Origin of the sequence: Pediococcus acidilactici (assembly GCF_016127815.1) — a bacterium.
In the GTDB taxonomy this organism is placed as follows: Bacteria; Bacillota; Bacilli; order Lactobacillales; family Lactobacillaceae; genus Pediococcus; species Pediococcus acidilactici.
Genome location: NZ_CP066046.1, coordinates 1,112,978 through 1,137,264 on the forward strand (window position 1 = coordinate 1,112,978; position 24,287 = coordinate 1,137,264).

Consider the following 24,287-nt stretch of genomic DNA (forward strand, 5'->3'; position numbering starts at 1 on the left):
CTCCTATTGCTTATTAAACGTTACATTGCCATCGTTGTCGATAATTTCGCGCCAGACTGTGCCATCTGCGGATTGAATCAACAAATAATCGAACGCTCCAACCACATTATTAGATAACACGGTGGGTTCTGCATTAAGTGTCCAATTATAAGCATGTGGGTCTGTTGGTGGCATATCGTCAGTCGAATAGGCAATTCCTACGTAGGTTAAATTGTAATTTGTAGTGCTGAAATTGGTTGAACCGTCCATACTATCAGCCCAAGCCAAGAACGGTGTCAAGCCGTTTTCACCATCTTTACCGTCCTTACCATCAATCCCATTACGGCCATCCTTACCGTCTTCGCCGTCCAGACCATCGCGGCCATCACGACCATCTTTACCTGGATCACCCTTATCTCCCTTTAAGCCTTGAGCTTTTAGTTCCGCTACCTTATCATCAACGGCTTTGAGGATTGAATCTAACGTTACCTGTGGCACGAGCGAATCAATGGTCTTAACTAGGTCTGGTGAGACGTCAAGCGTAATATAGCCAGCTGTTGGATACTTAGCTACATTCCCATTTTCGTCCTTGACATTAATTTCTAAGAAATAAGATCCAGCGGGTAATCCATTTAAAACTGTATTACCTAGATCGATAATTACATTCGGGTTATCGACTTCTGGCACAATCAATCCAATAAACCCGTCGTCATTTGCGACTGAAATATCAACTGTCTTGTTATCCAAATTAGTAATATCTAAATCGTCATATAGATTAATCCTATAAGTAGCCGCCGTATCATTTTCCTTCGTCAGGGTTTTATTTAAAACTTTAACAAATCTCATAACTTCCTCCTCTAATCATTAGCAATATAAGTTAAAGTGGCATATAAATGTATACCTTTGTCTGTTGATGGATTCGTCACCCAATGCACAATTAGGACGTCATCCATAATTGATAGAGCAGCTGATGCACCGTTGTAAATGAAACTATATTCACCGGGATAATTAGGCCCCGCGGAGCCCTTCCACGGCAATTTCAATAATTGGTTACCATTGTTAAGCTTATTTCCTTCGTAATAACCAGTAACAGCTTGGATAATTAATTGGACCACTCCATTGCGTTTTCTAATTTTTGCAGTACCCGCAGCTCCTGGCAAAAAGTTTTTGGAAATGTCCATCCAACCCGTGTCATCATCAGTTTTGTGAGCAATCTTAGCTGTATCTGCTTCAGAAGCCATGTCAGCTTTTTCAGCAGACGTGATTGTTCCGTTAATTGTTTTTTCAAAAGTGTTATTTCCTGTAAATTGATTATCGGCGCCTAACGTTGCTACTGCATTCTTATTGATTAAGTCTGTGTAGACTGCTAAGGCATCTTTTAAGGATAGGAACGATCTATTCTGTGCATTGATAGAATCGCTTAAGTCATCAATTCTATCGCGCATTTCGTCGATAAAATTATCGATTTGATCGATATAATCTTGACTACCGTTAGACGTGATAATCATATTGTTTTCTAGCACTCTGAACGTTAAGGGCACTGAACTAATTAAAACTCCACTGGAATCCGTAATCGCTAAATAAGCCTCTTCAAAATCACCCGTCGCTTGGTAAAATTCAGGCGGAATATACATACTAAATAATCCTTTGGATGCAGAAATCAAATCAGCAATGCCCGTAACTTGTTTAATCTTGCCCTCGGAATCCTTAGCGCGAATAAAAGCATCCTGCCCGGTTAGGTCATGATTTTTCATTCCATCTTTCAGAGCAAAAAAAACTTTTCTACCACTATCACCTAAGCGACCGTTAAGCCGGTCAACTACGGTCACGTCTGTGGTACTTAACAAAGTGTTGATGACAACATAACGTCCCTTTTCTTCCGCTTTAACTTTCATTAGAATCCTCCAATCCTTGTTCCTCAATAATATTATTAACGACTTCTAAACTCCTATTAATTTCGGCTTCTTGTCGCGATATATATTGCCGTACGGCTGTTATCTCTAGGCTGTTAAACTCGATTTTTTGCGGGACACTAATTTCAGTGTCTGAAATTGTTTTCCCAAGTCCCATTTTCTTCATGCCTGAGATTAAAGCCGATACCCCGTCTATCGTCTTACCGTAGGCATCAACTAATTGTTGCCTAAAATCTACATCAAAGTATCCAGCGTTAAAAACTGGCGTGTCTAACACTGGTATGTCTGTATCGTAATTAGCGTTGATTACGCTTGATACTTTATTGGCTTTGTTTGTGATTTCTGGGAAATGAGTCTCGAATTTAATCAAATCTTCCCTTTTAAGAAGTTCGTCGATTAGTTCGAACCCTTGTGCGATTGATTCGCGCATATCTTTGCCATATTTAGTTGTGCGAATTTTCTTAGCAACTTCCGCAATATTATTCGGTATGCTAGACGTCTCAACATTGTCTTTATACACTTCAGTCATTATCCATTTGCTCCTTCCAACCTTCTTAATCTTGCATCTAAGTTTGCGATTGTTTGCCTATACTCATCCAGCGTTTTCTTGGTTGATTCGTCATCTTCTTTTACAGTTTTCAGGTCTGTTTCAGCGTTAGTCAATCGTTCATCGGCTTTTTGGTTAAAATCCTGAATACCTTCTACATCCTTCTGCAACTGTGGCACGTTGGTATTGCCAAGTTGGTCGTAGATTGTCTGCAATTGACTGCTAGAGTTACCCGCACCGCCACGCATAGCCGAAACATCACCAGAGATAGTTGTCACCGTGCTTGCCAGCTTAGAAACTACTTTGGAAATGTTCCGGTTTTCATTCTGGTAATCGGTCAACTTCGGCGTCTTATCACCAATTGTTAGTGTGGACTTGAACGGATTGGTAATGTCAATCTCCTTACTAACAACCGTCAGTAACTGCGTATCAGCTACGTACGGGTTGATGAATAAATACCTGTCGTAGACTTTAAAGTGATCGTAGTCCGGCAACTCTAGTGCCGAGATGTTCCACGAATTCGTCGACGCTTTCTGATTATTAATCCAAGCCTTAGCCTTGCTTAGCAACTCGTTCGGGTCCTTGACGTCATCCCACGTGACAGTACCATTAATGACTCCAAATTCTTTTTGAAAATCAGGAATATTAAGGTAGTCTTTCCCGTCATTGACTGGCGCAATGGTGTAACGAACGCCAGACTTAATCGTGCCACCCTTTTGGTCACCCGATTCTTGTTCTGGAATATTTCCGCCGAAACGATAGAGATACCAGTACCATTCACCGTTCCACCCCTGTGAATTCCGTTTCCACCAAGCAGCTAAATTCTCATCACCCGATTTACCGTGCTCGAACATGTCGGCGCCACCTTGGTCATAACCATTGCTCCAACCTTGCGCGCACTCTAATAACGTATCCGCGTCTTTCATTACTGCGGTATGGCTTGGTTTGTCGCCTTTTTTGCCCAAAATAAAAACATCGCCAGTTTGCAATGCTGGGAGCGTCTTAGTGTTGCCCTCGTAATGCAGTGCATAGCCATGTTTTTTCAAAAATCCGTGCAACGTGTCGGTTGTGTAGAGCGTTCTATCAGTTTCATGTACTGCCAGCTCTAGAAAATAACTTACAAACGATGAACAATCGCCGTGTGCTTGATTAGACAAGATGTCCGCGCGGAGGTAGTTGGTCTCATATTTTAAATGTGAAGACTTTGCCGCTTCGAACAGCTTTACCCCAGCTTCAATGTCAAGTGCTTGCTTAGCTAACGGCGAATCGGCAACTACCCGCTTAGCCCGCAACATTATTCTCCTTTTTGATCCAAAAATTAACGGCTCCGGGTCAATCCATGTACCATTATTAGTAAACGAGTGTGCAACTGCGTAGTTGAAGTCCTTTTTTGTCACACCAACATGAAGGTGATTGGTTGTCCGTCTGCCGACTACTTGGCCAGTCTTAACGTAATCTCCAATCTTAACCTTGATGTTGCTACTACTGCCGAATGCTTCCTGATAGACCACATTGTAGCCATCATCGGAATGGGTGACGAAGTAGTATGCCAATCCACCCATGTAGCCCTTATGCGTTACTCTACCGCCATGGACGGCGTGGACGTCGGTGCCGGGATACTTAGCCGTCCCAAAGTCTAAGCCGTCATGGAAGCCATTTTGTCGGAATTCTCCTCCAGGGTGAACGCCGAAAAGTTGTCCGCTTTCGAATGCTACGTGTCCGACAGAAGGGAACGGAGACCCCCAATTACCACCTCCGCTAGCAACAATTTCAACTGGTAATTTATCATAACGACGCTTACCGGTGGGCCCCCATCCACCAGTATGGACATCACTAGCCCAATTGGAATCATTGAACATCGCCAACAGTTGGTGGAAGCCTTTGAGAATATCGGTATAGCCTTCGATAGCGTACGCCTTAAAAGTCGTGTCAATGAATTGCAGTAGTCCCTTGCTTGGGTGCCCAGCTGCAGCGTTAGAATCCCAGTTATTAACCACTGTCTCGCTACCACCGGACTCATGTTGAATAACATTTTTGATAGTAGCAACTTGGGCGTTGGTCACCTTAGTGTTCATACATTGTGCCGCAAACTTAATCGCTGGCCCCCAGTCACCATTAACAGCATGCATTGGACCGCTTAACTTAGTCCCATCGTCCGAACTATCATCATTCTTTTTATCCGGGTTCTGGGTCTCGATCTGTGCACCTAGCGGAATCAATCTAGTAATTACCTTAGACGGGTCAATCGTAACGCTTGCCGATTGCATGTTTTCGGTAATGCGAATTGGTGTGTCGTTGTTATGGTCCTTGCCCGGTGCCTTAAGGTAATCCAGGTAGTTCTTACCGTCCTTATATTCAGTAATCAAAAAGCCACCAACGGAATCCGTTAGTAGCTTCTTAATGGTTTCTTGGGTTGTGGCATAGTCAATTGTTCGGAGTGCGTTATCCTTGCTATTATCAACCGTTACAGTTCTTAGATTGAACTGCTTATAAGCCGGTACTTGAGTATTGTGCTCCTCAATAACCTTCTCCAGAAATTGCTTAGGCGTTGCGTTTCTAACTTCTAAAAAGCGCTGAACGCTGTCGATTAGGTAGCTTGAAATGTCTTCAAACACATAGGTCTGCAGAAATTGTCCGGAATCTTTCATCTCTCGCGTAGGCTTTAACGCTCGCCCCCGAAAGATAAGCTTATCATCGTCGTAGACCTCAACGTGCGTGTGCATTGGTCTCACATTGCCGAAGAGAGGGTTATCTTGATTGATGGTTAGCGATAAATCGTTAACATCGGACTGCTTAAGATTTAGCTTGCCTTCACTAACCGATTCGTTAACAGCGGGATCGTGGATAACAAAGCCCGCTGTATCAGTCGGCTCATTGTAAGCAATAATTCTATACATTACAGCAGTTCCTCCCTTCTAAATTTGAACCATATTGTTCCATTGCCATCAAGTATGATTTTGTTAACTCCGACTTGAATTGGGATCGACGACTTTTCATCGGTCTTCTCGTCGAGGGTTTTCGTGCCAAACGAGCCTTTAATAGTAACTTTGCCAGTCACCTCAAAGTTACTCATCACCTTATGCGATCCTATATTTTCTAACTGGATATCTTGCTTTCCGTTAACATTAAATTTGACGGGTTGCCAAATCCAGTGATCGAAATAGACGTCATCCCAAACGTCTGCACCTTCGAGGTTGTTAGTGAACGCAAATGGATAGCAATCGAATACTACCGTGACGTTCAATAATCCTTTCTCTGAATCGTCGTCAGCTTCCACACTCTTACACTTACCAATCCAGTAATAGACTTCCTCGTGTGTGTCAATTAACGCTTGCCGTCCTAATGGCATTAGTTGGCGCTTGATATCTTGCTCAACGCCTTTTCGATCGTGATAGACCCCGATTGGGATAACTAACTTGTACGTGATTTCACGGTTTTCAAAGAACCGTTCATTCTGATACATTGAAAAATCGTAGACGCCTTGCATGTATGGCACACTCTCGGTGATCTCTTTTTCTTCTGGCGTAGGCGCAGTTCGTTCGACTAAAAAAAGCCCTGCTTTTCGGCTATCAAAATCACCGAATGCAAAGCCTTCCTCTGGAATATCGTTAAATGTATCTCTAAGCGTAGGTTGTAAGTCTCTGAACCGATATTGCATTAGCGCCCCCACCTTTCGTTTAAGTCAGCATGATTACCGAGTGCCGAATCCGTACGTGTATAAGTCCTACCAACTAGGGCATCACCGTCAAGATAGATAGCTTGTTGCTTGTTAGCTATTTTTCTCAAAAGCAAGTTGTTTTGTTGTCCTACAGTCGAATCCTGTAAGGCAACCGTGCCACTAAAGTTGGCACCAAAGGTGTTCGATGATAGTGACTGAACTCTACGGAGACTATTGTTCATGTTTGAAGCATCAATCGAAGGCATCGTAAACTGCATGCTATCAGCTACCTGTCCTGCCATTGCAGTAACGTTGCTCTGTACATTGCTGAACTGCTTCATCAATCCTTCATTGAATCCAAGCATGATAGATTTACCAGCAGGGATTAATAACCGTCTATCGTAACTAATTGGCCCTTTATGCTGTTTAATCCAGCTGGCAATACCACTTACGAAACTCTGTACAGCACCATAAGCGGATTTCATACCATTCAGAAAACCATTAATAATAGATTGACCGGCACCAAATAATGAAATGCCACTAATTCCGTCTTTAACAGCGTTGGCATTTTTAGTACCAGAATTTCTAGACCCGGTCAGTCCATCCAAAATACCTTTAACGAAAATTCCAATAAGCTTGGTTCCTGATGCAAGTACTTGTCCTAGAGCATTACCAACACCATAGACGAATTTCTCAACAGCTTGAACAGCGACACTAGCAAGCCTAGGCATTGCATTAGCTATTCCTAAAATAAACTTAGCCAGCAAATTAATACCTGCATCGATAATCCTGCCTAAGTTATTTGCGATCCCGTTAATAAAAGCAACAATTACATTAACTGCTGCCGTTATTATGTTAGGGAGATTTTGCGCAATTCCATTTAAAAACGCAACGATCAAATTGGAACCTGCAGTAATTAGTTGTGGTAGGTATGTGGTAATCGTGTTCAAGATTCCGATTATCAATTGTGCAAACGCCTCTGTTATTTGCGGAGCGTACGTCACAATTGCATTAATTAACGCCATTAATAGCGTCATGAAAGTTTGGATAATTTGAGGTGTCAGGGTAACGATCACATTAAGGATTGTTTCTCCTAATGTGATAAATGCTTGTCCAATTAATGGTACATTAGTAATTACCGCATTAAGGATCCCGCTTAACAATGCACTCATGCCAGCACCGATAGCTCCCATCATTGGGATTACTAGTCCAATGTTGTTACCAAGCAAGATAAAAGCATTAACTAGTGCCGTGACACCTTTGCTAGCTAGGACTAACCCGGCTCCCATCGCAAGGATACCGGCTCCAAAAAGTGCAACACCGGCACCTGCAGCTACTACCGCAGCACCGAACGCGATTAATCCCACAGCGTTAGCTGTCAACACTGGTCCGAGCAGAGCGAAAACACCAGCCAACACGGCGACTGTTGCGCCAAACGCTACTAAGGCAACCACGCCGTCCATGCCTTGCTTAGCCAATTGCGCAATCGCAAGTACCAACACAGCCAGGCTAGCAATCACCAACGCGAATCCTGCCGCAATCTCAAGTGCAGCGAATCCCATTGCGATCATCTGTCCAGCACTTTTTTCAGCATTCTTTCCAACTGCTTTTTCACCAACAGCAGCACCTTCGGAAGTAGCACCTACAGCAGTGTTTCCGGTTGCTACGCCAAATAGCTTAGCGACTAAGCCAACTACTGCCTTACCTATCGAGTAGAAGCCCTTAGCAAGCTTTCCGACTGCCGATGCCACTTTTACTGTCGCAATTAACAAACCTCCAAAAATAACTAATGCAGGTCCTAAGACTGGAGATAGTCCAACAAAACCACGAATAACTTTCGCAATCCATGAATTAGAAGTTGTCGCCCACGTAATAGTATTATTGATCATGTCAATCATGGCACCGACAACGCCGTTTTTGCTATCCATAGCCTTGTTTCGTAAAGCTTCCCAGTTACCGCCTATTTGCTCAATTTTAGAGCCAACATTTTTCTGCATTTCTGATGCTTGCGTACTTAAAGTTTTTGATGCCGCCGCGGCACTATAAGATCCGTTTTGAATTTCTTGAAACATGCCGTCCCACGACTTGGTAACAGAGCCTGATTTATCATTAATTGAATCAAGTAACGGTCCAATTGCTTGCATTCCGGCAGTACCAAACATTGCTTTAAGATTTTTTTGCTTTTCAGACGATGTCATCCCGTCCATTGACTTGCTAATTTCTTGAAGGATTGTAGGGAATGGCTTCATATTTCCTTGGGCATCAGTAAAGCTAATCCCCAAATTCTGCATAGCCGCCTTAGCAATCTTACTTGGCGCCTGCATCTGCAGAATCGCATGGTTCAAATCTTGAGAAGCTTGAGCCGCACTATAACCACGGTTAGTTAATAACCCAATGGCTGTAGATGTGGTCTGCAAACTCATGTCAGACGCTTTTGCAGTACCACCAATCGTTGCTAATGCTTGTTGCATGTCCTCGATTGACGCATTACTTGCATTCGCAGTTAATGTTAATGCCGCCGCGGCTTGCTTTGGCGATTCTAGGCTATCGCCCCAAATGTTCATTGCATTCTGCACAACCCCCGCGGTCTGGATTAAATCAGAACCAGCCGCAGTTGATGCTTCGGCAATGGCTGGGAACTGCTCTTTAATCTGTCCGACATCCGCTCCTGCTTGAGCCATCTCAATCATGGCGTCCGCTGAATCTTGCGCTGATAAAGGCAGATCAGCACCCATCTTATTAGCAACATCCGCTAATCCTGAAATGTCTTTTGACGTTCCACCAGCAGTTACAGCTGCCTTATTTAGGGAAGCTTGGAAGTCACCGAAGGACTTAACAGAGCTAACACCTAGAGCAGTGGTCGCCCCGCCAATAACAGCCATTGACTTACCAACCCCGCTAGTAACGGCGCCAACCTTAGACGAGAAGGAAGCAGTCTGATCAGCGGCCTTTGCCATGGTTGCACTAAAATTTTTATCAATTGCGCTTAATATCGCCGTTACATTATAACTTTCCGCCATTCTGCTTCCTCCTTTCCTTAATCTTTTGGTAAGCGGCATAGCGCTCCGCAATCATGCGGCTACGTTCTTGCTTTTCAATTCGTTTAGAAGGCAGCCCTTCGAATTGATGTCTAATCTCACTGATTTCAGCTTCAGCGTCGTATAACTTATCGAGTTGGTCGTACTTCGGATGCGGATTGCTTTTACTCTTAGGTGTTTGGACCATCTGATTAAAAAAGGCTTGCAATGCTAAATTGGTACGTTCTTCTACTTTACGAAGCTGGTAAGCTTCTAAGCGCAAGTAATACTCGCTGATCGTCATACGCTCAATTTCTTGGATAGAAGTAAAGCCTAGATAAGCTAACGAAAATAGAATGATTTCGCGATATTCTTCATCGCTTGATCTTTTTCGTTTGCCATCTAGGCTTTCATGTTTTTTAATGCCAACTTAACTGCGTTAGCCTTTTTAAGTTCTTTGTTAACTTCTTTGAATAGTCCTTCAATATCAGTGTCTGGATTATCAATAAAATCATAGATTGATTCGAGGCTTGCCCGTGGTGAATTAGGGAAGGTCGCACAGTATAGGACTTGAGCCAGTACTGCTGTATCGTAGGCTTGTAAAGCTGGAATACTCTTTGTCAATCCAAAGCCCAACGAAATTCCATCGCGTTTAACTCCGATTACATTATCAAGTTCATTTACGAAACGTACTCCAAAATTCAATTCTTGTTTTTGCTTTCCAATTGTAATTTCCATGTCTTATTACTCCTTTAATTGCCGCCCCCGTAGGTATTGTTCATTTAATTGGCGACTAAATTTGTTTACTCGGCTGTAACTTTTGTCCCATCATCTGTTGGTGAAGCCGTAACATTGGTTGCTACTTCTGGTTTAGTTTCGGCATTAACTGTGAACGCTGGCACATCGACCTTATCCGATTCGTTAGTACCGTCGCTCCAAGCAATCTGATAATCACCTTCTGCAACAGCTGTACCGGCTTCTAGTCCTGTGATTGCGACCGTTGTTGCTCCAACCTCGCCTTCAAATTTCTTAGTACCAGACTTGTCATAGATAACCAAATGTTGATTAGTTCTATCTGCCATAATATGGCCTCCTTTTTAAAGTGCGTTTACAATAGCCCCGCTATTAGTGGGTGTACTAGAAACTCCCACCGGGGCTTCTATTTTGACGGTGATGCGTCTGGTACGTTTGTCCCAGCGTCCGCATCTTCCCATGGAGTTCCGCCGTTACTTTCAGTGCCATCATCGCCTTCTGTGACCTGATCCAGACCACGGAAGATATAATCCAATTCAGCTTGTTGGTCAGCAGACAACGTTAACCAGCCCCGTTGTGGGACTCCTTGGATTGCGAACGATACGTCACGTTCAGACTTATCACCAGCATCATTAGAGTTGTCATCTTCGGAGACTACTCCGCGCATGTACCACGCATAGTACTTACCATCTTTGTTTTTACGTTTCCGATTAACACCCCAGATTTCCATTACTTCATTGTTCATGATCGAATCAATTAGTTGGTCAGCAATCTTCGAAGTGTTATTAATGAAGTCGATTTCCACGTCCGTTTCCAACGAAGAACTAGTTTGGAATCCTCCATCTTTTGTGTCTTCCGTGTCGGCATCTCGCTTGAAGTCAATCTCAAACGAAGTTTGCCCAGGGATTAACTGCGCTGCTTCCGTTTTGGCATTGGATAGCTTACGAACGTAACCGACAACATCGTCACCGGAGAACTTAAGCACGCTATCATTTTTGGTTTCTGGCATTTATTCTTCCTTCCTTTCTATTGAATCTGTAGTTCAACCGTTACAATTCCATGCAATAAGGTTGAATTAGGTACGCTGGTGTCAATCAAAGTGCGGGTTGATTGTTGTTGAGCTTGCCCGTAATACGAGTAGTTTTCTGTATTGATATGACCAACAGAGGCATAAAAAAAGCGCTCAACCATATCTGTAATGGTTAAACGCTGTTTCGGTATGCCCCAACAATCAATGGTTAGCACGATTGATCCAGTCAATTCTGTTTTGGTGTTATTTTTGTTATCTTCGACGCTACTCATTACGACGAACGGATATTTGACCTTGTCAGGTGGCAAGTAGTCGTATGTGTCGTATCCCATTTTCCGGGAAAGCATGAAGTAGCGATCGTAGACGTCTTGTGCTGGTGATTTTCTGATATTAACCACCTACCTTACTAAATTATGCAAATCGCTTAAAAATAGTGGCCGTTCCTTTCGCCAAGCCGGACCCATGTATGGTTGAGCAGCCATAAAACGAGTACCAAATTCTTGGTATCCTGAGTATTCTGCAGAAGAAATAACTGCTCCTGCCATTCCGCCTTTTAGCAATTGCGAACTAATGCCACGTTTTAGATTACCCGTATCAACTGGCGCCAATTCTTGAGCTTTGCTCTCCATGTTTGCAGTATGGGATTTAACAATAGCTTTAACTGCACCTTTTTGAGCTTTTTGCTTCAATTTTCTAATTAAAAGGTCTTGACCTTTGACTGAAAAATTATAGTTACTCATTCTGCGTTTTCCCCACGATATAACCCATTATCTTAAGCGGATGTACTCCTGTCTGGAGCTTGTAGTACGTTTCTCCATCATTGACAGTCAACAAGTCCCAGTTGCTGTTAAACGGCTCTACCAAACGGACGACCAACCTATCTACGCCGATGTCGCCAAATAATTGTTGTGAGCGGTCAACGCCTAGATGTGTGACGTTAGCAATTACTTCACCAACCATAACTGGCTCTCCGCTAGGATTACTTGGATCGTAATGGTCATTTGATTTGTAGAATTGAACTCTGTCCGTGAATCGCATCTCATCACTTCCCTTGATAGCCTGAAATGAAGCTAACCTTACCTAACGATGTAGGCTTATCTTCTTGATCAGCTAACCAATCGACGATGTCATCTTTGAAATCGTCGAAATCATCACTGTTAAATGTGATTGATTCACCTTCTTGGGAATAGTTAGCCATTCCTTCATTTTTAAGGCGATTGAAACGCCGTACAGCCACTTCTAACAAGATGTAGTTGAGTTCATCGGGGACAGTCTCGCTTGCTTTCCTATGGAGCTTAATTTTTAATGATGCCGACGTATTATCAAGGATTAACTGTAGTAATTCATCTTTGCTAACATCGTCTTTCTTCAGCATCAGTAGCTTTTTAAGATTCTTCAAATCTTCTGTTTCAGCCATTTGACAACCTCCTAGGCGGCGTCAGTAATCGTTACAGCTACTGTTGCTTTAAATTCACCGCTCGTAAACGTGATGGTTGCTGTACCAGCCTTAACGCCGGTAATTGTGAATGTGCCATCACTCTTCTTAGCGACCGTTGCAATGGTTTCGTCACTTGATGTAGCAGTTGTTGCTTTAACTACAGCGTCAGCATCATTTGCGTCTACTGGATCACTAGTGATGGTAATGTCTTTAGCGTCCCCCACCTTTTCGGACAACGTTTTTTGACTAGCGGTAATCCCACTAGCAGGTGGGTTTACGCTTTTGGGGCCGAGTAGATAAGGTTTTTATCGTAGTAAACGTAAGCTGTGTAATGCTCATCGGCGGTCATGATGGTTGTCTTACGAGTAATGTCTCGGTCAGTTTCAACTTGCACACCACGCTTCATGATTAACTTGAGAGCTGGCTTAGTTGGATCTACCTTGATAAATACTGCTTCGCCTTCTTTTAACTTTTTAGAACGCACAATTTGAACACCTAATACGTCAAGGTATGTGCCGTTGATTAATTGGTTGGCGCCCACTTCTGAACCAAGCTTTTGTGTCATAGCATCTTTACGAACCTTAGCCGCATCCTTAGGGCTCATAATTGCCACTACTACCTTGTCATCTTCATCATCAAAGATATCAAGCGCGGCTTGAATGCCATCAACCGTTGGATCGAACGTGATTGTTTGAGTTGCTGTCTTAGCAGCTGCCAATACGTCGTCATCAACCTTATTGGCAAGCGATAAGCCTAATTGACGAGTAGATTCACCGAGTGGGTCTCCATACCCTGAAAGTACTGCTTCATCAGTAATAGAAGTCCCTTTAGCAGCCTTCTTAATGGTTGCTTCTTGCGTTTCTGTCCCTAATTTATCAAGCGGAATAGCTTCGCCTTCACCAATATCTTGTGCATCTCCAATGTAGGTAAACTTAGGAAACTTTAATGTAGTCCCTGGTTGACCTTGTAGAGTAGTATCTACATTTGCTAATGGTGAAAAGCGAAGTGCCTTCTGTAATTCATAGGACACAATCGGTGCTAATACCTCTGGGTTTGTTAAATCTGCAATTTTTGTTGGGGCTGTATCTGCCATTATTTAATTCCTCCTGTTAATTTATTAAACTTGTCGGGATCGTTTGCAAGGAGTTGAACCTTTTCAGCCAATGTCATTTGATCAAAATCTTTTGTCGAAACCTTAGCTGATTTCTTGCCACTGATTCGTGGTGTCGATCCTTTCATAAACTCTTTTCTAGTATCTTCCTTAATGTTATTAATCAAGCCTGTCAACGCCTTTACGTTTTCGTAAATAGCGTCATTATCAGTACCATTGCCTACAACCATGTTAAGGACGTCATCACTCACTACTAAGCCTTGGTCTTTAAAGACTGCATTAGTTTCATTAATAGCTTTAGTACGAGCAATTTCAGCTTTTAACTTAGCAATCTCATTATCCTTTTCGGTTTCTTCCTTTGACTTTTTATCGTCGGAAGCGAGCTCCTTAATTGATTTTCGTCCGGACTTTAAATCATCAAGTAGTTGAGATTGTTCCTCATACTTCTGTTTCAAGTCATGGTTTTCAGCTGTTTTAGAATCTAGACGCTTCTTGAGCTTATCAACGGTTTTATCGCCATCAATATTCTCGTTTTTGCCATTTTCTTCTTCGTTTTCCTCTTGTTGTCCTTGAACATCTTCCGAGCTAGCTTCGGTATCTGTACTAGGGTCAAGATTATCATTAGTAGCATCGCCACTATCATCTGATTGTTCAGCGAAGAATTGTAAGTTCATTGGTAATTTTTCTTCTAGTTCCATAACAATTTCTCCTTTGCTCGCATTTAAAGCCTTGGGAGGCTACTCAGTTGTTCTTTTAGCTCTGCAAACAGGAAAAAGAGCATAAAAATAGCGGTGACCGTGATTAGTCATCGCACACGTCCCCATGTCTCTCTTGTAATTTCTGAAATTCTCTTTTGAATCTCATTATCAGATTTGCATTCGTTAAATTGATCTATCACTGCCACACATACGCCAATATATTGGTCAGGATTTTCAAAACCAGCTTGTCTAATATAGCTTCTAATAAGCTTAATTTTTTCAACATTATCCATCGACAAAAAATCTTTAAAATCCATATTGCATTCTCCTATTCTTTGTCATGCCACGCTGAAATACTACATCTGCAATTAGGGTGTGCTGGTAAATCTGGTACATCATCAGTCGAATAGACACCTTCATCAGTAGAAGCAATCTCACGGCACACTTTACAAGCAGACGGTTCTGCATGCCATTTGCACGACTTGATATGGTACTTCTTAAAGCTTCGTAACTGTGCCTGTGTCTGTACCCTAGCTGATTCAGTCCGTGCTAGTCGTTCGGTTACGTATCTGGCGTTGTTGACCTCTGCTTTGAGATAAGGCTTCAAATCTCTGGCAATCACCTTAGGATTCAATCCTTGTACCATCTGTTTAGTTAGCAGTTGGTCTAATTTAGCTTTAAAAATGTCGCTATTAGCCCATAAACGTTCACTAAAATTAGCATTACCTGTAGACGCCATTACAATGCTAGACGTTTCAGCCACTTTAACTGCTCCAGCTGAATCGGATAAGATACCAGCCTGCCGTTTTAACTCGTCTACATACTCATCGTTAAGTCGGTCAGTCATTGCACTGTAAATATCCATGTTAGTGTCAATCATTTCTAAACCTATCTGGGCTTTGAGCATCTCTAAACGATTAATGCGCATTGTAGCATTGTACAAGCGTAATCGAGTGTTGACTTCGTCTGAAAAGTCGGCATATTCCACTTTGCCTTTCCTTTTGAAGATATCTCTCGCTTTTGCTACCAGCTTCTTGGCTTGGTTAGAAAATGCCTTAACATCTTCTTGAGCAACTTTCTTCCGCGCTTCGGCAAGCGTGTAGCCTTCCCGCTTAGCATACCGGGTGTACTGCTCGCTGATGTCCTTGTTAATGCCATCTAGCAACGTGTCGTAATGCTCCTGGAGAAACCTATCGAAGTCTTTATCAGTTTTGATGTTGGATTCAATCCACTTGCGTTCCTCTGCCTCGCGCTTCTGCCAGTATTGCCTAGTCTTCTTGTTCAGTTGTTTCTGGCTCATTACCTACACCAGCTTTCTGTTGGTCGGTTAGATTACTGGTTGCGTCCAGCGAATTCTTGATATTCTCCGCCTGTTCCTTTTGCATCCGTGTAATCTCGTCCTTAGCATCATCAACGAACGGCAATGTAGAGAGCTGTGTTTCCTTACTTACAATGCCCTCAAGTGACTTCGCTGTATTAGCCGCATCCGCCATGTTAACTGGTAGATTGCGGTTAAATTGAAAACTAAGGTTCTGCCACTCATCCGCTTTACTTTCTTGGAGTACTGTGCCAGCGCTAAATATAAGCTTGTAGAGTTTGCGTAACGATTGTGTAAACTTTCGTTCCTTGTTCATAGCCAAGTTCTTCATAGGTAAAAGCTTGTACTCCAGCGCTACTCCCGAACTGTTGCCAGCAAAAGATTCATCGTTCATATTTGCCACCATACTAATCTGATAGATCATATTGGTTAGCCGGTCGAGTAGGTGCTCTTGCATTGCGTCGCCGTCTGGCTTGTCAAGAAACCCAATCTTAGCATCAACAGAAGCCGCATCACCCGAATAGATAATTTGGTTGCCTTCTAAATCAAACAACGGCTTACCGTCCTTATCTTCTGGTAGCTCCGCCCCGAACACGTACATATATGTGTTGTCGAAGTATTCGTTTTGGTTAGCCTTCTGACTTAACGTATTATCTAGCGCATTGATTAGCGTTTCGACGTTGTCAATGATGCCCTGCCGTTCTTCATTCTGGAAGAACTCAACTGCAGGTACTGCCTTGTAAGGATTAACCTTGCCGTCTTTCATCTTGAACGAATCCGTTAGGTCATAGATAGCTTCGTCGGTGATAACTGTGCCGTGCAGTTCATTGTTGATGTAATAGTAGTTGACGAATGCGAGCGGGTTCATATCGACCGTGTCATCGTAGATAATGAACGCTGAAATCGGGCTGGCATACTGAACACACGTTTCGCTATCCTCATTCTGATACAAAAAAGCAATCGAACGACCATAGATGTCTACCTGACGGCTAATCTCTGATAGCTTGTCTTGTAGCGAGTTAGTGTCATTCCATTGCTTCAATTTCGCGTTGTCAGTTTCATCATCCAATGTAATCTTTGGGGGATTACCGATGAAAAAGCCATTGAATGTTTCAACAATATAGTGCGCCATATTACCAACTAACCGATTGTCCGGTCGATTGCCACGGTGTGTATCCTTATGCAGAATGTCGTGGTCTCCGATGTACTCTTTGCGTAGCTCCTTATAATGGTTAGCAATGTACATATGCTGAATGATAAAGCTCTCAACGGCTTCACCAGTTAGCTCTTTGTCGGCTGGATACACCAATGAATTGTTGTCTGTCACATACACATCTTCACTTAAGCTTTGAATTGCGATCACCTCCTAAATGTAATTGTTTCTGATTACTTTAACTTCTTTGCGTCTGATTACCATGTAGACGAAGTACCGCATTGCGTCCATGGCGTGGTCGTGTTCCTTGACTACCTTATCTTCACCGCGGTTCGACGCTTTCTCGTCCCAGACGTATGAAGCAAGTTCTTTGAAGACATTCTTCAAGTTCGGCGTAAACTTAATCAGACCATTGTTCATCGCTGATTGCGTCTCGCGTATCCCATTCAGCACGTCATTATCAGCACGGATAATACGGTAATGCCTGCTTCTTAACACGGCAATAAATGATGCTGCCGAAGGGTCAATAATAACCTTTGCATTTAACTCACCAACAAAATTATCCAAGTCATCGGCATACTGGTCATCGGTTTTTTGACGCGAGCTGTGCCGTCCGTCATAGTAATATTCTTTTAAACAATACCAAACGCCATCATAAAAACCCCACAGCAAGAATACTGTAGGGTTTTGGGTACCATAATCAATCGACACATAGTATTTAGTACACCGTTCTGGTGGCTTATCAACGACCATTGTGTCGCGATTAAAGTTGTCGTAGATAACGCCTTCGGACATTACCCACAAGCCTAAGATGTAGCGTTGGTAAAACACGCCTGAATAATTCCGCTTGTAACGGTCGATAACATCTTCGCTAAGCGAGGGGTTGTCCTCCATTCGGAAATGAATCCGCAACGCCCGCTTACCTTTTAGGTCATCAATCCAATTCATTTTAAACCAGTGATAGGGGCCTTCCGGGTTCATGTTAAACCAATATTTACCACCAGACACAGACACACGAGCCGTTGCTTGGTTAACAAATGATTGTGGCATCAATGCCACTTCGTCAAAAAAGAAACCTGCAGCAGTCAACCCTTGTACCAGGTCTTGGCTAGCTTCGTCTTTTCCACCGAAAATAAAAAAGTAATTGGCCTTACCGTTCTTGACAACTTCAAACATGTTATCAGTACGATGGTCAATTACTTTGTATCCTCTGCCTGCGAGCATCTGTTTTAATGGGCGTAGTACATTACGTCTAAACGAACCAATGGTTTTGCCCGCCATGCCTAACTGTTGACCGTCAAACGTATGCATCGCCCACATGACGTAAGATAGCGACATAATGACCGTCTTACCCGCACGAACCGAGCCATCACAAATTATGGCTTCATTATCCTTGGTGCTAGGATTAACCCACCAGGTCAACACTTGCAATTGCTTTTTCGAAAATTGAGTGAAATGGAACACGTTAGTCTTAAGCTTCATTATCATCACCCCAAACGTTTCTAGCACTGTTCTTCAAAGCTCTAATAAACCCATCGTTATCATCTGCACCGGATTCTGGTTCAAGTTCCTTAGCCCGTGCTTCGGCTATATCAGCTTCGGCGGTGATCTTACGAATCTGCTGTTCAAGTAGCTTGTCGTTATCAGGATAACGTTTAAGGATTTCCTTAGCAGCGCTAATCTTAGTCTTAACATCAGCAGGCACCTTCACTGTGCTTACATCATACTGTGTGGTGACTACCTTCGTTTCAAGTTCTTTCCCTCTAACTACATTAGTAAGGAACTCTAAAGCTTCCTGTGCGTCCATAATGCGGTCTGATTCAATCTCTCGCATCTTTTTATCAATGTACGCTTTAATATTAGGTTTTATTAGGTTTTCACTTGCAATCGTTGGCGCTGTCTTCTTGCTATAACCAGCATCAATTGCCGATTGAGTAGCATTGCCAGTCTTGATATAATTGTCTGCAAACTTCTTTTGTTTAGCTGTTAGTTTCATTACATATCACCACACCTCCTTTAAGTAAAATAAAAAGTCACACAACAATTAAGTTATGTGACCTTAGCGTTATAACTATGAGATGGTAAGGATTTGCACCTTACATATACTGGATTTTGTACTCTCCTACATGTTCTTGGCTTCTCTCAACCTTAGCTTCGGATAGCGTCTACCTTATTCCGCCACATCTCACTGGTAGTTGTCCCCGATGGCATCCGAGTAGGACTTATGCCAGCCTTTAATATATCCCAAAACGATATATCACTGGACTTCCTTTGTATTTATATTTCCGTAGCTACCAACTACGTCAAATACACCAGTAATAAGACAGCAAGGAATCGAACCCTGCGACAAATGTAACATGCCTTTCCTTGATTGAATTTGTTGAAACGGAAGTTCGCCGAACCATCTGCCTTACATCTTTCGATACTACCAATATAACGGATACTAACTCCAAAAGTACTCAAGTTTTACTCCAAATTTACTCCAGATTTACTCCACTTTTTTTATTTTACAAAAGCTTGGCACTCCAGCCTTTCAGCTACATCTAACAGTGCCGCTTCATGCCAATTAAAATAAGTGGTCGATGACATGTTGTAATACCTGTCAGGCAATCGTTGCATTAACACGTCCATGTAGTAGCCGTGGTCTTCCTCGTAGCCTTCACAATAGACAATTTTAAGTAATTCACGGTAATGATACTTTCTGCAACTGTTGATTGCCCAATCTACCCATTTACAGAACACTTTGCCTTTTTCGGCATTAATCATTCTCTGCTCAACATATTCTGGAGCTGGTGCCGTTGCACTTGGTGCCCCATCACCAAAGCTGGCGGTAACTTTCGGGTTAACCGGAGCATTGATGTAAGCTTTGTACTTACGGTATTTAGACAATATTTTTCTTGCGTTATACTTGGTCTGTTCTCTATCTAATTCTGGTAATAATGCCATGCCCCGTCACTCCTGTTATAATAATGTTGTTGAGATTATTAGATCGAGGGCACGTCTGCGGAGTGCTCTTTTTATTAACATCATTCATCTATGTTAATTTACCCGTTACTCTAGTTTTTTGCCACAAAATGGGCAATATTTAATTCTCAAGCTATCAACAACTGCATTTTCTTTTTTGAAAATAACTTTATAGCCACGGTCATCAAGGACAATACGTGACGAAAATCCGTTCCCAACGTCCTTTGCTTCCCCCTTATGGTACTGACATAAGTATTGGGTCCATCTTTCCAATATTCGTTTTACCTTGTTTTCAAAATTAGCGTAAACATATCTTACCTTCATTTTTGACCTCCTCTAAAACAACTTTATAAACCTTGCCACCAATTGATTCTGCCGTTTCTTTCGCCTTGTTGTAATCTAGGTAGCAAGCTTCTCTTGCAATGCTTGTCATTCTGTAATACGGATTACCGAGCAAGTCATTACCGACCTCATATACATATAGATTCCCCAGTTTAACTACATATGCATTTTTCATTTTTGCTTTCTCACTTACTTTCCCTTACCATTGTTCCGCAATTAATTTAGCCACTATTATTACGGTAGGGAACCACCACAGCGCCATAAACAATGAAAACCAAGGCTCTCCACAATAAATAATAACTGCCGCTGGTGCTATTCCAAAATTGATTACTGCTAAATCAACTAAGACAAATATCTTAATTACCTCTTTTAACACCGACTTATTCCACCTCTTCGTACGTCTTTCTGAAAATGTCGTCAGCAATGGCCCAATGCTCACCCTCAACGCCTGTAGCAATCCAATCTCCGATCCATAGTTCCATTAAGCCCTCCTTGGTATCAATAAGATATTCATGAATACCAGCTGACCATACTCTTTCTATTAGATGATATTTGTCCATCATCTCTTTTGAGCCGTCGAACTGTTCAGCCTTGATGGTTGCTGTTTTACGGTATTCTTTTAACATTATTCGCCCTCCGTTTTATTGCTTGGTAGACTTTTAATTTTAATTAGGGCTTCCACAGCTTTTTCCCAGGTCAAATGGCCAAGTACATCGTTAGTAATTGGTGTACCGTATTCTAAATCGCCCTCTGGGTTAACACTAAAATCTAACACAGCTAAATCCAAACCATAACTACCCGGAGCGTATATCAGGCTTGCACCATAATCATTAGGAAATCTATATTTGTTTTGTAATCCCACAGTCATACGGCTTTTGGGGATTTCATATTTTGAAAATTCATTTAATTTTGTAATCGGATTTATTTCAGTCATTTACTATTCCTCCGTTTTTCTACTGGTTTTCTGCTGGCTTTTGGTCACAAACACCATTCTCTTTATTATTTTCAATCGTAAAACCTTCAAACCAAGCACGCACAAACGTTAATAAATGTTCGTCTCCCCTTGCTAAATAAGCCGCAGCCACCGGATTGTTTTCCTTATATGCTGTTACGTGATCAATAGCATATTGTAAGGAACGAGATGATGATTTACAGTAATCTAACCAGTCTGCTACATGTTTTGACAACTGTACTTTTTCCCTTTTTACCGTTTCATCCTCATACATAACTAATGCAGAAACAAAAGGAAAATCTAAGGGATCATATCCGTTCACAGTGTACTTAATATCAATTACCTTTTTATCTTCAATGAATTCATTAATTTGGTCTGTTAGACTCTTCTCACAATTTACGGAATTGTTGTATAATTCTCTAACTTTCATTAGTCTTCTACCCCCTCGAACTCAAGCAATCCAGCGTTATGATAGGATTCGTATTCTGGCCAGTTATCTTTTAGCCACTTTTTAGTGAATTCTGTCTTAAAACCGTTCGTTCCGGTTGGTCCGGCCAGCTCAAACGATTTAGTGCACATACGACATCGAAGGACATTCTTTTTACCCGGTCCTATTCCCTTTACCCTAACTCGATATTTAGGATCTTTCTTAACCTCGTATCCATTGGTACAAGCTTCAACAAATGTTTTGATGTTCTTAGGCCTATCCTCTAACCAATGAGCCGTTTGGCTACCTTCTTTCTCCACATCAGTCTCTGCGCACATACCGCTCATGATTGAGTTTAAAATAATATAGGGATCATTAAATTGATTAACATCCCGCATCCATTCTAAATACTTTGCTACATATTCTGGGATTTTTACCTTTCCAGACTCATTTAACAATGGATACATACCTTGTACGCCTTCTAAAGCTTCAGAGAATCCCTTTGAAAAGTCGTCGTGTGGGTTGAGTCTGAGCATTCTCTTTGAACGTAGATAATTCCGCTCGATTCCTTTTTTAAATGTTTTGATATTCATTATTAATTTCCTCCTTTAATCAAATAAGCAATCCCGCTAATCCAAGTTTGTGAAATGATCGCTGCTATAAAGATTGCTACGCCAATCAGCCCACTATGCACCACATGCCCGATTAATGTTGCCGGCAACAGCCAAAATACACATGAGAAATACCACAACATGAACATAATTAGATTTCCTCCGGTTCAAATTCAATGTCGATGCCTACCTTAGCCATACCAACCGCAATCTCTTTGGCTTCTTTTAACGCCGCTTCTTTTTCAGCAAACAGCTTGGCTTCTTCTTTCGGTGCTGTCCATGACACTTGGTTCATGTAGCCTTTATCGTCCTTATTCTTCAATATGTAGAACTTGTGCTGTTCAACTTCGAAGTTAACCTGCTCACCGATCGGACTAATCGCAGCGTGTAAGATGTCCGCTTTCTGTTTTGCTTGCTTCCATTTTCTAAATACCGTGGCATCTTCAATACCCACATATTGGTGGACTTGATTTCCTAGCCTACGATAATATCTATTAGTTCCTGTGAGCTTAATCAAATACATCTTTTTCAATCTCCTTTTCAAATTGCTTTTTTCGCCAATGTTCCTGTTCGTCGACTACTGCTTTTTCAATGCGTTTTAAACCATCAATCGTATAGTCATTGCCATAGATTTCTCTAACAATTTCCTCTGCCGTCATAACTCCTCAACCTCCATTTCAATTACTAGCTTAATCGCTTGCGGACACCTTCTTTTTACATAGCTTGTACCAGTGACTGGTAACGTTAGATCTTTTCATGCCTAATTTTTCGGCAATTTCATCAAACTTTGTGCCCTTGTTTCTTTCGGCAATTAGAAGCGCGTCTTCCTTTTTAGTCCATTTTTTCGGCGTATTTTTGCTTTTGCTTTTGTCGATTTTAATTCCGAGTTCCCTTAGGTCTGAATAGATTGTCTGAACTTCAACGCCTAGTTTCCATGCAATGTCAGCATAACTAAGGCTTGTGTCAAGCATTTCTGGAAGCAGGCTCTGCCGGGCTACCTTCATCTTGTGCTTCATCACGCTAACCTCACCAATGTACTTACGCTTTTTAATTTTTGAGATGCTCAATCCACGAGCTTTACGAAAACCTTCGTAGTCGCCACAATCCAATAGCTCTTGTTCAATATCGGCTTGCTTAACAGGTGCACCAACCTTCACATAACGCATCGGTTCAGGCATGTCCATGTAAACGCTATCCTTACGATCATCCTCATATTTTGTGTAGGTCTTAAGCATCCACTTATGTAGGTCTGACTTATGTTCGCTTTCTCCATAAACCTCTTTGCTGTTGACTCCGATTAATTGCCACATTAGTCTAACAACTCCTTTTGTCCTTCTGCTTCTTGTGGCTCGTCTGTATTTAATCCCATTTGCTTAGGCGTAATCTTAACTAACACATCGTCACCTGCGGTATTACTTAATTGATTTGCTACTTCAAGAAAATCAGTATCTTCTACAGTCAATAAAACTTGTGCTCCATTTTTATCTAGAGTTACCTTCTTCATGTTTGCTGAAAATTCAAAACTGTTATCTTTCATTATTTTTCCTCCAAATCTAAATCTGCTGGCATGACCAACATTTCAACATGCGGATCTTCTGAGTAATACTTGTTAGTTTTAGTGCTAACTATTTGCGCGTCATCGACCCATAGGAGCCCCGTACAGGCGTCCGTTACTGCTTTAAAGTAATTATCTATGTCACCTTTAACAACGGGTCTATGGAAGCCTAAGAGCCTCATTTCACGTTCTTTTTTTGATAGGCTTTTCTGAATCGGTCGGTAAATTGAAAGTTGCACGTGCACTGCGTAATCTACCGGGTCACCGTGATACTGATTCTTAACCGCCGCAGCCACTTTTTTCTTGTATTCTCTCGACTTGGGCGGGTCATAGCTTCGGACGAATCCCCCACGTCCACTAAATCTAGGTCGTCCTTGTGGGACTGGCTCCCCCGGTACTTCTATTCTTATCAACTCGCTAAAGCCCCCTCTCGTGCTCTCTTAGCCATTTCATCTAATAACTCGTAGTATTTATAGGTAGCCTTCTCAACTGCCGTCATACGGCTTAAATCGCCCTTATATTGAGTAATCATTACATCCATAAACTTGTCTCCTCCGCCGTCTTCAAAAAACATAAAGCCTTGACGCTTTTCAACCTCGGCACAATCAATAGCATCCCACACAGCCTTCCAGCGTTGTTCTTCGGTTTGGTTGATATATTGATTCAAAATTCTGTTACCACAGTCGGCTTCTTCTCGTCTCATCAGAATCTTCTTCCGCTTATTGAATGCTGCCGCTCGTTTTAGAAACAGCTTGACCGCTTTAGATTCTTTATAGCCGTTCTCTTTCATAATCGCTTGATACTCGCGGTAGTCCATGTAA

At 42.1% G+C, this 24,287-nt stretch carries 36 protein-coding genes; all 36 read right to left on the bottom strand.

Annotation, left to right across the window (positions count from 1 at the left end; translation table 11 throughout):
- Nucleotides 1-3: 3 nt before the first annotated feature.
- Entirely contained in the window at nt 4-825 is an 822-nt protein-coding gene (locus I6H64_RS05455; RefSeq protein WP_008842035.1) for a collagen-like protein, read from the bottom strand.
- 11 nt (nt 826-836) lie between these two features.
- The gene (locus I6H64_RS05460) at nt 837-1,874 is read right to left on the bottom strand and encodes a BppU family phage baseplate upper protein (RefSeq protein WP_008842036.1); all 1,038 of its coding nucleotides are present in this window, start codon (nt 1,872-1,874) and stop codon (nt 837-839) included.
- On the bottom strand, nt 1,864-2,421 hold the full coding sequence (locus I6H64_RS05465) for a hypothetical protein (protein ID WP_008842037.1): 558 nt from the start codon (nt 2,419-2,421) through the stop codon (nt 1,864-1,866). The genes I6H64_RS05460 and I6H64_RS05465 overlap by 11 nt, the downstream gene beginning before the upstream one ends.
- Nucleotides 2,421-5,336: a phage tail protein gene (locus I6H64_RS05470; RefSeq protein ID WP_056985218.1), complete on the bottom strand. Its 2,916-nt coding sequence runs from the start codon at nt 5,334-5,336 to the stop codon at nt 2,421-2,423. The genes I6H64_RS05465 and I6H64_RS05470 overlap by 1 nt, the downstream gene beginning before the upstream one ends.
- On the bottom strand, nt 5,336-6,097 hold the full coding sequence (locus tag I6H64_RS05475) for a hypothetical protein (protein ID WP_008842040.1): 762 nt from the start codon (nt 6,095-6,097) through the stop codon (nt 5,336-5,338). Before I6H64_RS05475 ends, I6H64_RS05470 begins: the two co-directional genes overlap by 1 nt.
- Entirely contained in the window at nt 6,097-9,117 is a 3,021-nt protein-coding gene (locus I6H64_RS05480; RefSeq protein ID WP_008842041.1) for a phage tail tape measure protein, read from the bottom strand. The genes I6H64_RS05475 and I6H64_RS05480 overlap by 1 nt, the downstream gene beginning before the upstream one ends.
- Nucleotides 9,101-9,418, bottom strand: coding sequence for a hypothetical protein (locus tag I6H64_RS05485; RefSeq protein ID WP_008842042.1), 318 nt, complete (start codon nt 9,416-9,418; stop codon nt 9,101-9,103). The genes I6H64_RS05480 and I6H64_RS05485 overlap by 17 nt, the downstream gene beginning before the upstream one ends.
- Before the next feature lie 98 nt (nt 9,419-9,516).
- Nucleotides 9,517-9,852 carry a tail assembly chaperone gene (locus tag I6H64_RS05490; RefSeq protein ID WP_008842043.1) on the bottom strand — a complete coding sequence of 112 codons (336 nt, stop codon included), beginning with the start codon at nt 9,850-9,852 and terminating at the stop codon, nt 9,517-9,519.
- 65 nt (nt 9,853-9,917) lie between these two features.
- Entirely contained in the window at nt 9,918-10,196 is a 279-nt protein-coding gene (locus tag I6H64_RS05495; protein WP_008842044.1) for a hypothetical protein, read from the bottom strand.
- Nucleotides 10,197-10,273: 77 nt separating this feature from the next.
- Nucleotides 10,274-10,876 (bottom strand): phage major tail protein, TP901-1 family, encoded by a 603-nt coding sequence (locus tag I6H64_RS05500; protein ID WP_008842045.1) that lies wholly within the window; start codon nt 10,874-10,876, stop codon nt 10,274-10,276.
- A 17-nt stretch (nt 10,877-10,893) separates the two neighbouring features.
- Nucleotides 10,894-11,295: a hypothetical protein gene (locus I6H64_RS05505; protein WP_008842046.1), complete on the bottom strand. Its 402-nt coding sequence runs from the start codon at nt 11,293-11,295 to the stop codon at nt 10,894-10,896.
- A complete protein-coding gene (locus I6H64_RS05510; protein ID WP_008842047.1) occupies nt 11,296-11,637 on the bottom strand; it encodes an HK97-gp10 family putative phage morphogenesis protein in 342 nt (113 codons plus the stop codon).
- A complete protein-coding gene (locus I6H64_RS05515) occupies nt 11,630-11,935 on the bottom strand; it encodes a hypothetical protein (RefSeq protein ID WP_036685659.1) in 306 nt (101 codons plus the stop codon). The genes I6H64_RS05510 and I6H64_RS05515 overlap by 8 nt, the downstream gene beginning before the upstream one ends.
- A gap of 4 nt (nt 11,936-11,939) precedes the next feature.
- Complete coding sequence (locus I6H64_RS05520) at nt 11,940-12,314, bottom strand: phage head-tail connector protein (protein ID WP_008842048.1); 375 nt, start codon at nt 12,312-12,314, stop codon at nt 11,940-11,942.
- Nucleotides 12,315-12,325: 11 nt separating this feature from the next.
- Nucleotides 12,326-12,571, bottom strand: a complete 246-nt coding sequence (locus tag I6H64_RS05525) for an Ig-like domain-containing protein (protein WP_008842049.1) — start codon at nt 12,569-12,571, stop codon at nt 12,326-12,328.
- 38 nt (nt 12,572-12,609) lie between these two features.
- Entirely contained in the window at nt 12,610-13,428 is an 819-nt protein-coding gene (locus I6H64_RS05530; protein ID WP_056985216.1) for a N4-gp56 family major capsid protein, read from the bottom strand.
- Entirely contained in the window at nt 13,428-14,144 is a 717-nt protein-coding gene (locus I6H64_RS05535; RefSeq protein ID WP_008842052.1) for a capsid assembly scaffolding protein Gp46 family protein, read from the bottom strand. Before I6H64_RS05535 ends, I6H64_RS05530 begins: the two co-directional genes overlap by 1 nt.
- A 107-nt stretch (nt 14,145-14,251) precedes the next feature.
- Nucleotides 14,252-14,461 (bottom strand): hypothetical protein, encoded by a 210-nt coding sequence (locus I6H64_RS05540; RefSeq protein WP_036685661.1) that lies wholly within the window; start codon nt 14,459-14,461, stop codon nt 14,252-14,254.
- An 11-nt stretch (nt 14,462-14,472) separates the two neighbouring features.
- A complete protein-coding gene (locus I6H64_RS05545) occupies nt 14,473-15,444 on the bottom strand; it encodes a minor capsid protein (protein ID WP_036685662.1) in 972 nt (323 codons plus the stop codon).
- On the bottom strand, nt 15,413-16,708 hold the full coding sequence (locus I6H64_RS05550; RefSeq protein ID WP_144235491.1) for a phage portal protein: 1,296 nt from the start codon (nt 16,706-16,708) through the stop codon (nt 15,413-15,415). Before I6H64_RS05550 ends, I6H64_RS05545 begins: the two co-directional genes overlap by 32 nt.
- 120 nt (nt 16,709-16,828) lie before the next feature.
- Nucleotides 16,829-18,097, bottom strand: coding sequence for a PBSX family phage terminase large subunit (locus I6H64_RS05555; RefSeq protein ID WP_036685666.1), 1,269 nt, complete (start codon nt 18,095-18,097; stop codon nt 16,829-16,831).
- Nucleotides 18,087-18,611: a terminase small subunit gene (locus tag I6H64_RS05560; RefSeq protein ID WP_008842056.1), complete on the bottom strand. Its 525-nt coding sequence runs from the start codon at nt 18,609-18,611 to the stop codon at nt 18,087-18,089. The genes I6H64_RS05555 and I6H64_RS05560 overlap by 11 nt, the downstream gene beginning before the upstream one ends.
- A 506-nt stretch (nt 18,612-19,117) precedes the next feature.
- A complete protein-coding gene (locus I6H64_RS05565; protein WP_008842057.1) occupies nt 19,118-19,561 on the bottom strand; it encodes an ArpU family phage packaging/lysis transcriptional regulator in 444 nt (147 codons plus the stop codon).
- Nucleotides 19,562-19,666: 105 nt separating this feature from the next.
- Nucleotides 19,667-19,903 carry a hypothetical protein gene (locus I6H64_RS05570; protein WP_036685668.1) on the bottom strand — a complete coding sequence of 79 codons (237 nt, stop codon included), beginning with the start codon at nt 19,901-19,903 and terminating at the stop codon, nt 19,667-19,669.
- The gene (locus I6H64_RS05575) at nt 19,878-20,096 is read right to left on the bottom strand and encodes a hypothetical protein (RefSeq protein WP_036685670.1); all 219 of its coding nucleotides are present in this window, start codon (nt 20,094-20,096) and stop codon (nt 19,878-19,880) included. Before I6H64_RS05575 ends, I6H64_RS05570 begins: the two co-directional genes overlap by 26 nt.
- A 24-nt stretch (nt 20,097-20,120) precedes the next feature.
- Entirely contained in the window at nt 20,121-20,297 is a 177-nt protein-coding gene (locus I6H64_RS05580; protein ID WP_008842059.1) for a hypothetical protein, read from the bottom strand.
- A 4-nt stretch (nt 20,298-20,301) separates the two neighbouring features.
- The gene (locus I6H64_RS05585) at nt 20,302-20,547 is read right to left on the bottom strand and encodes a hypothetical protein (protein ID WP_008842060.1); all 246 of its coding nucleotides are present in this window, start codon (nt 20,545-20,547) and stop codon (nt 20,302-20,304) included.
- Nucleotides 20,547-20,855 (bottom strand): hypothetical protein, encoded by a 309-nt coding sequence (locus I6H64_RS05590; RefSeq protein WP_036685671.1) that lies wholly within the window; start codon nt 20,853-20,855, stop codon nt 20,547-20,549. Before I6H64_RS05590 ends, I6H64_RS05585 begins: the two co-directional genes overlap by 1 nt.
- 19 nt (nt 20,856-20,874) lie before the next feature.
- Nucleotides 20,875-21,303 carry a DUF1642 domain-containing protein gene (locus I6H64_RS05595; protein WP_008842062.1) on the bottom strand — a complete coding sequence of 143 codons (429 nt, stop codon included), beginning with the start codon at nt 21,301-21,303 and terminating at the stop codon, nt 20,875-20,877.
- Nucleotides 21,303-21,893 carry a DUF1642 domain-containing protein gene (locus I6H64_RS05600; protein ID WP_008842063.1) on the bottom strand — a complete coding sequence of 197 codons (591 nt, stop codon included), beginning with the start codon at nt 21,891-21,893 and terminating at the stop codon, nt 21,303-21,305. The genes I6H64_RS05595 and I6H64_RS05600 overlap by 1 nt, the downstream gene beginning before the upstream one ends.
- A gap of 169 nt (nt 21,894-22,062) precedes the next feature.
- Complete coding sequence (locus tag I6H64_RS05605) at nt 22,063-22,434, bottom strand: hypothetical protein (protein WP_036685673.1); 372 nt, start codon at nt 22,432-22,434, stop codon at nt 22,063-22,065.
- Nucleotides 22,421-22,570, bottom strand: a complete 150-nt coding sequence (locus I6H64_RS05610; RefSeq protein WP_008842066.1) for a hypothetical protein — start codon at nt 22,568-22,570, stop codon at nt 22,421-22,423. The genes I6H64_RS05605 and I6H64_RS05610 overlap by 14 nt, the downstream gene beginning before the upstream one ends.
- A 30-nt stretch (nt 22,571-22,600) precedes the next feature.
- Nucleotides 22,601-23,221, bottom strand: coding sequence for a hypothetical protein (locus tag I6H64_RS05615; RefSeq protein WP_008842067.1), 621 nt, complete (start codon nt 23,219-23,221; stop codon nt 22,601-22,603).
- Nucleotides 23,221-23,448 (bottom strand): hypothetical protein, encoded by a 228-nt coding sequence (locus I6H64_RS05620; RefSeq protein WP_008842068.1) that lies wholly within the window; start codon nt 23,446-23,448, stop codon nt 23,221-23,223. Before I6H64_RS05620 ends, I6H64_RS05615 begins: the two co-directional genes overlap by 1 nt.
- Nucleotides 23,448-23,879, bottom strand: a complete 432-nt coding sequence (locus I6H64_RS05625; protein ID WP_036685676.1) for a RusA family crossover junction endodeoxyribonuclease — start codon at nt 23,877-23,879, stop codon at nt 23,448-23,450. Before I6H64_RS05625 ends, I6H64_RS05620 begins: the two co-directional genes overlap by 1 nt.
- Nucleotides 23,876-24,283 (bottom strand): hypothetical protein, encoded by a 408-nt coding sequence (locus I6H64_RS05630; RefSeq protein WP_232623524.1) that lies wholly within the window; start codon nt 24,281-24,283, stop codon nt 23,876-23,878. Before I6H64_RS05630 ends, I6H64_RS05625 begins: the two co-directional genes overlap by 4 nt.
- Nucleotides 24,284-24,287 lie beyond the last annotated feature (4 nt).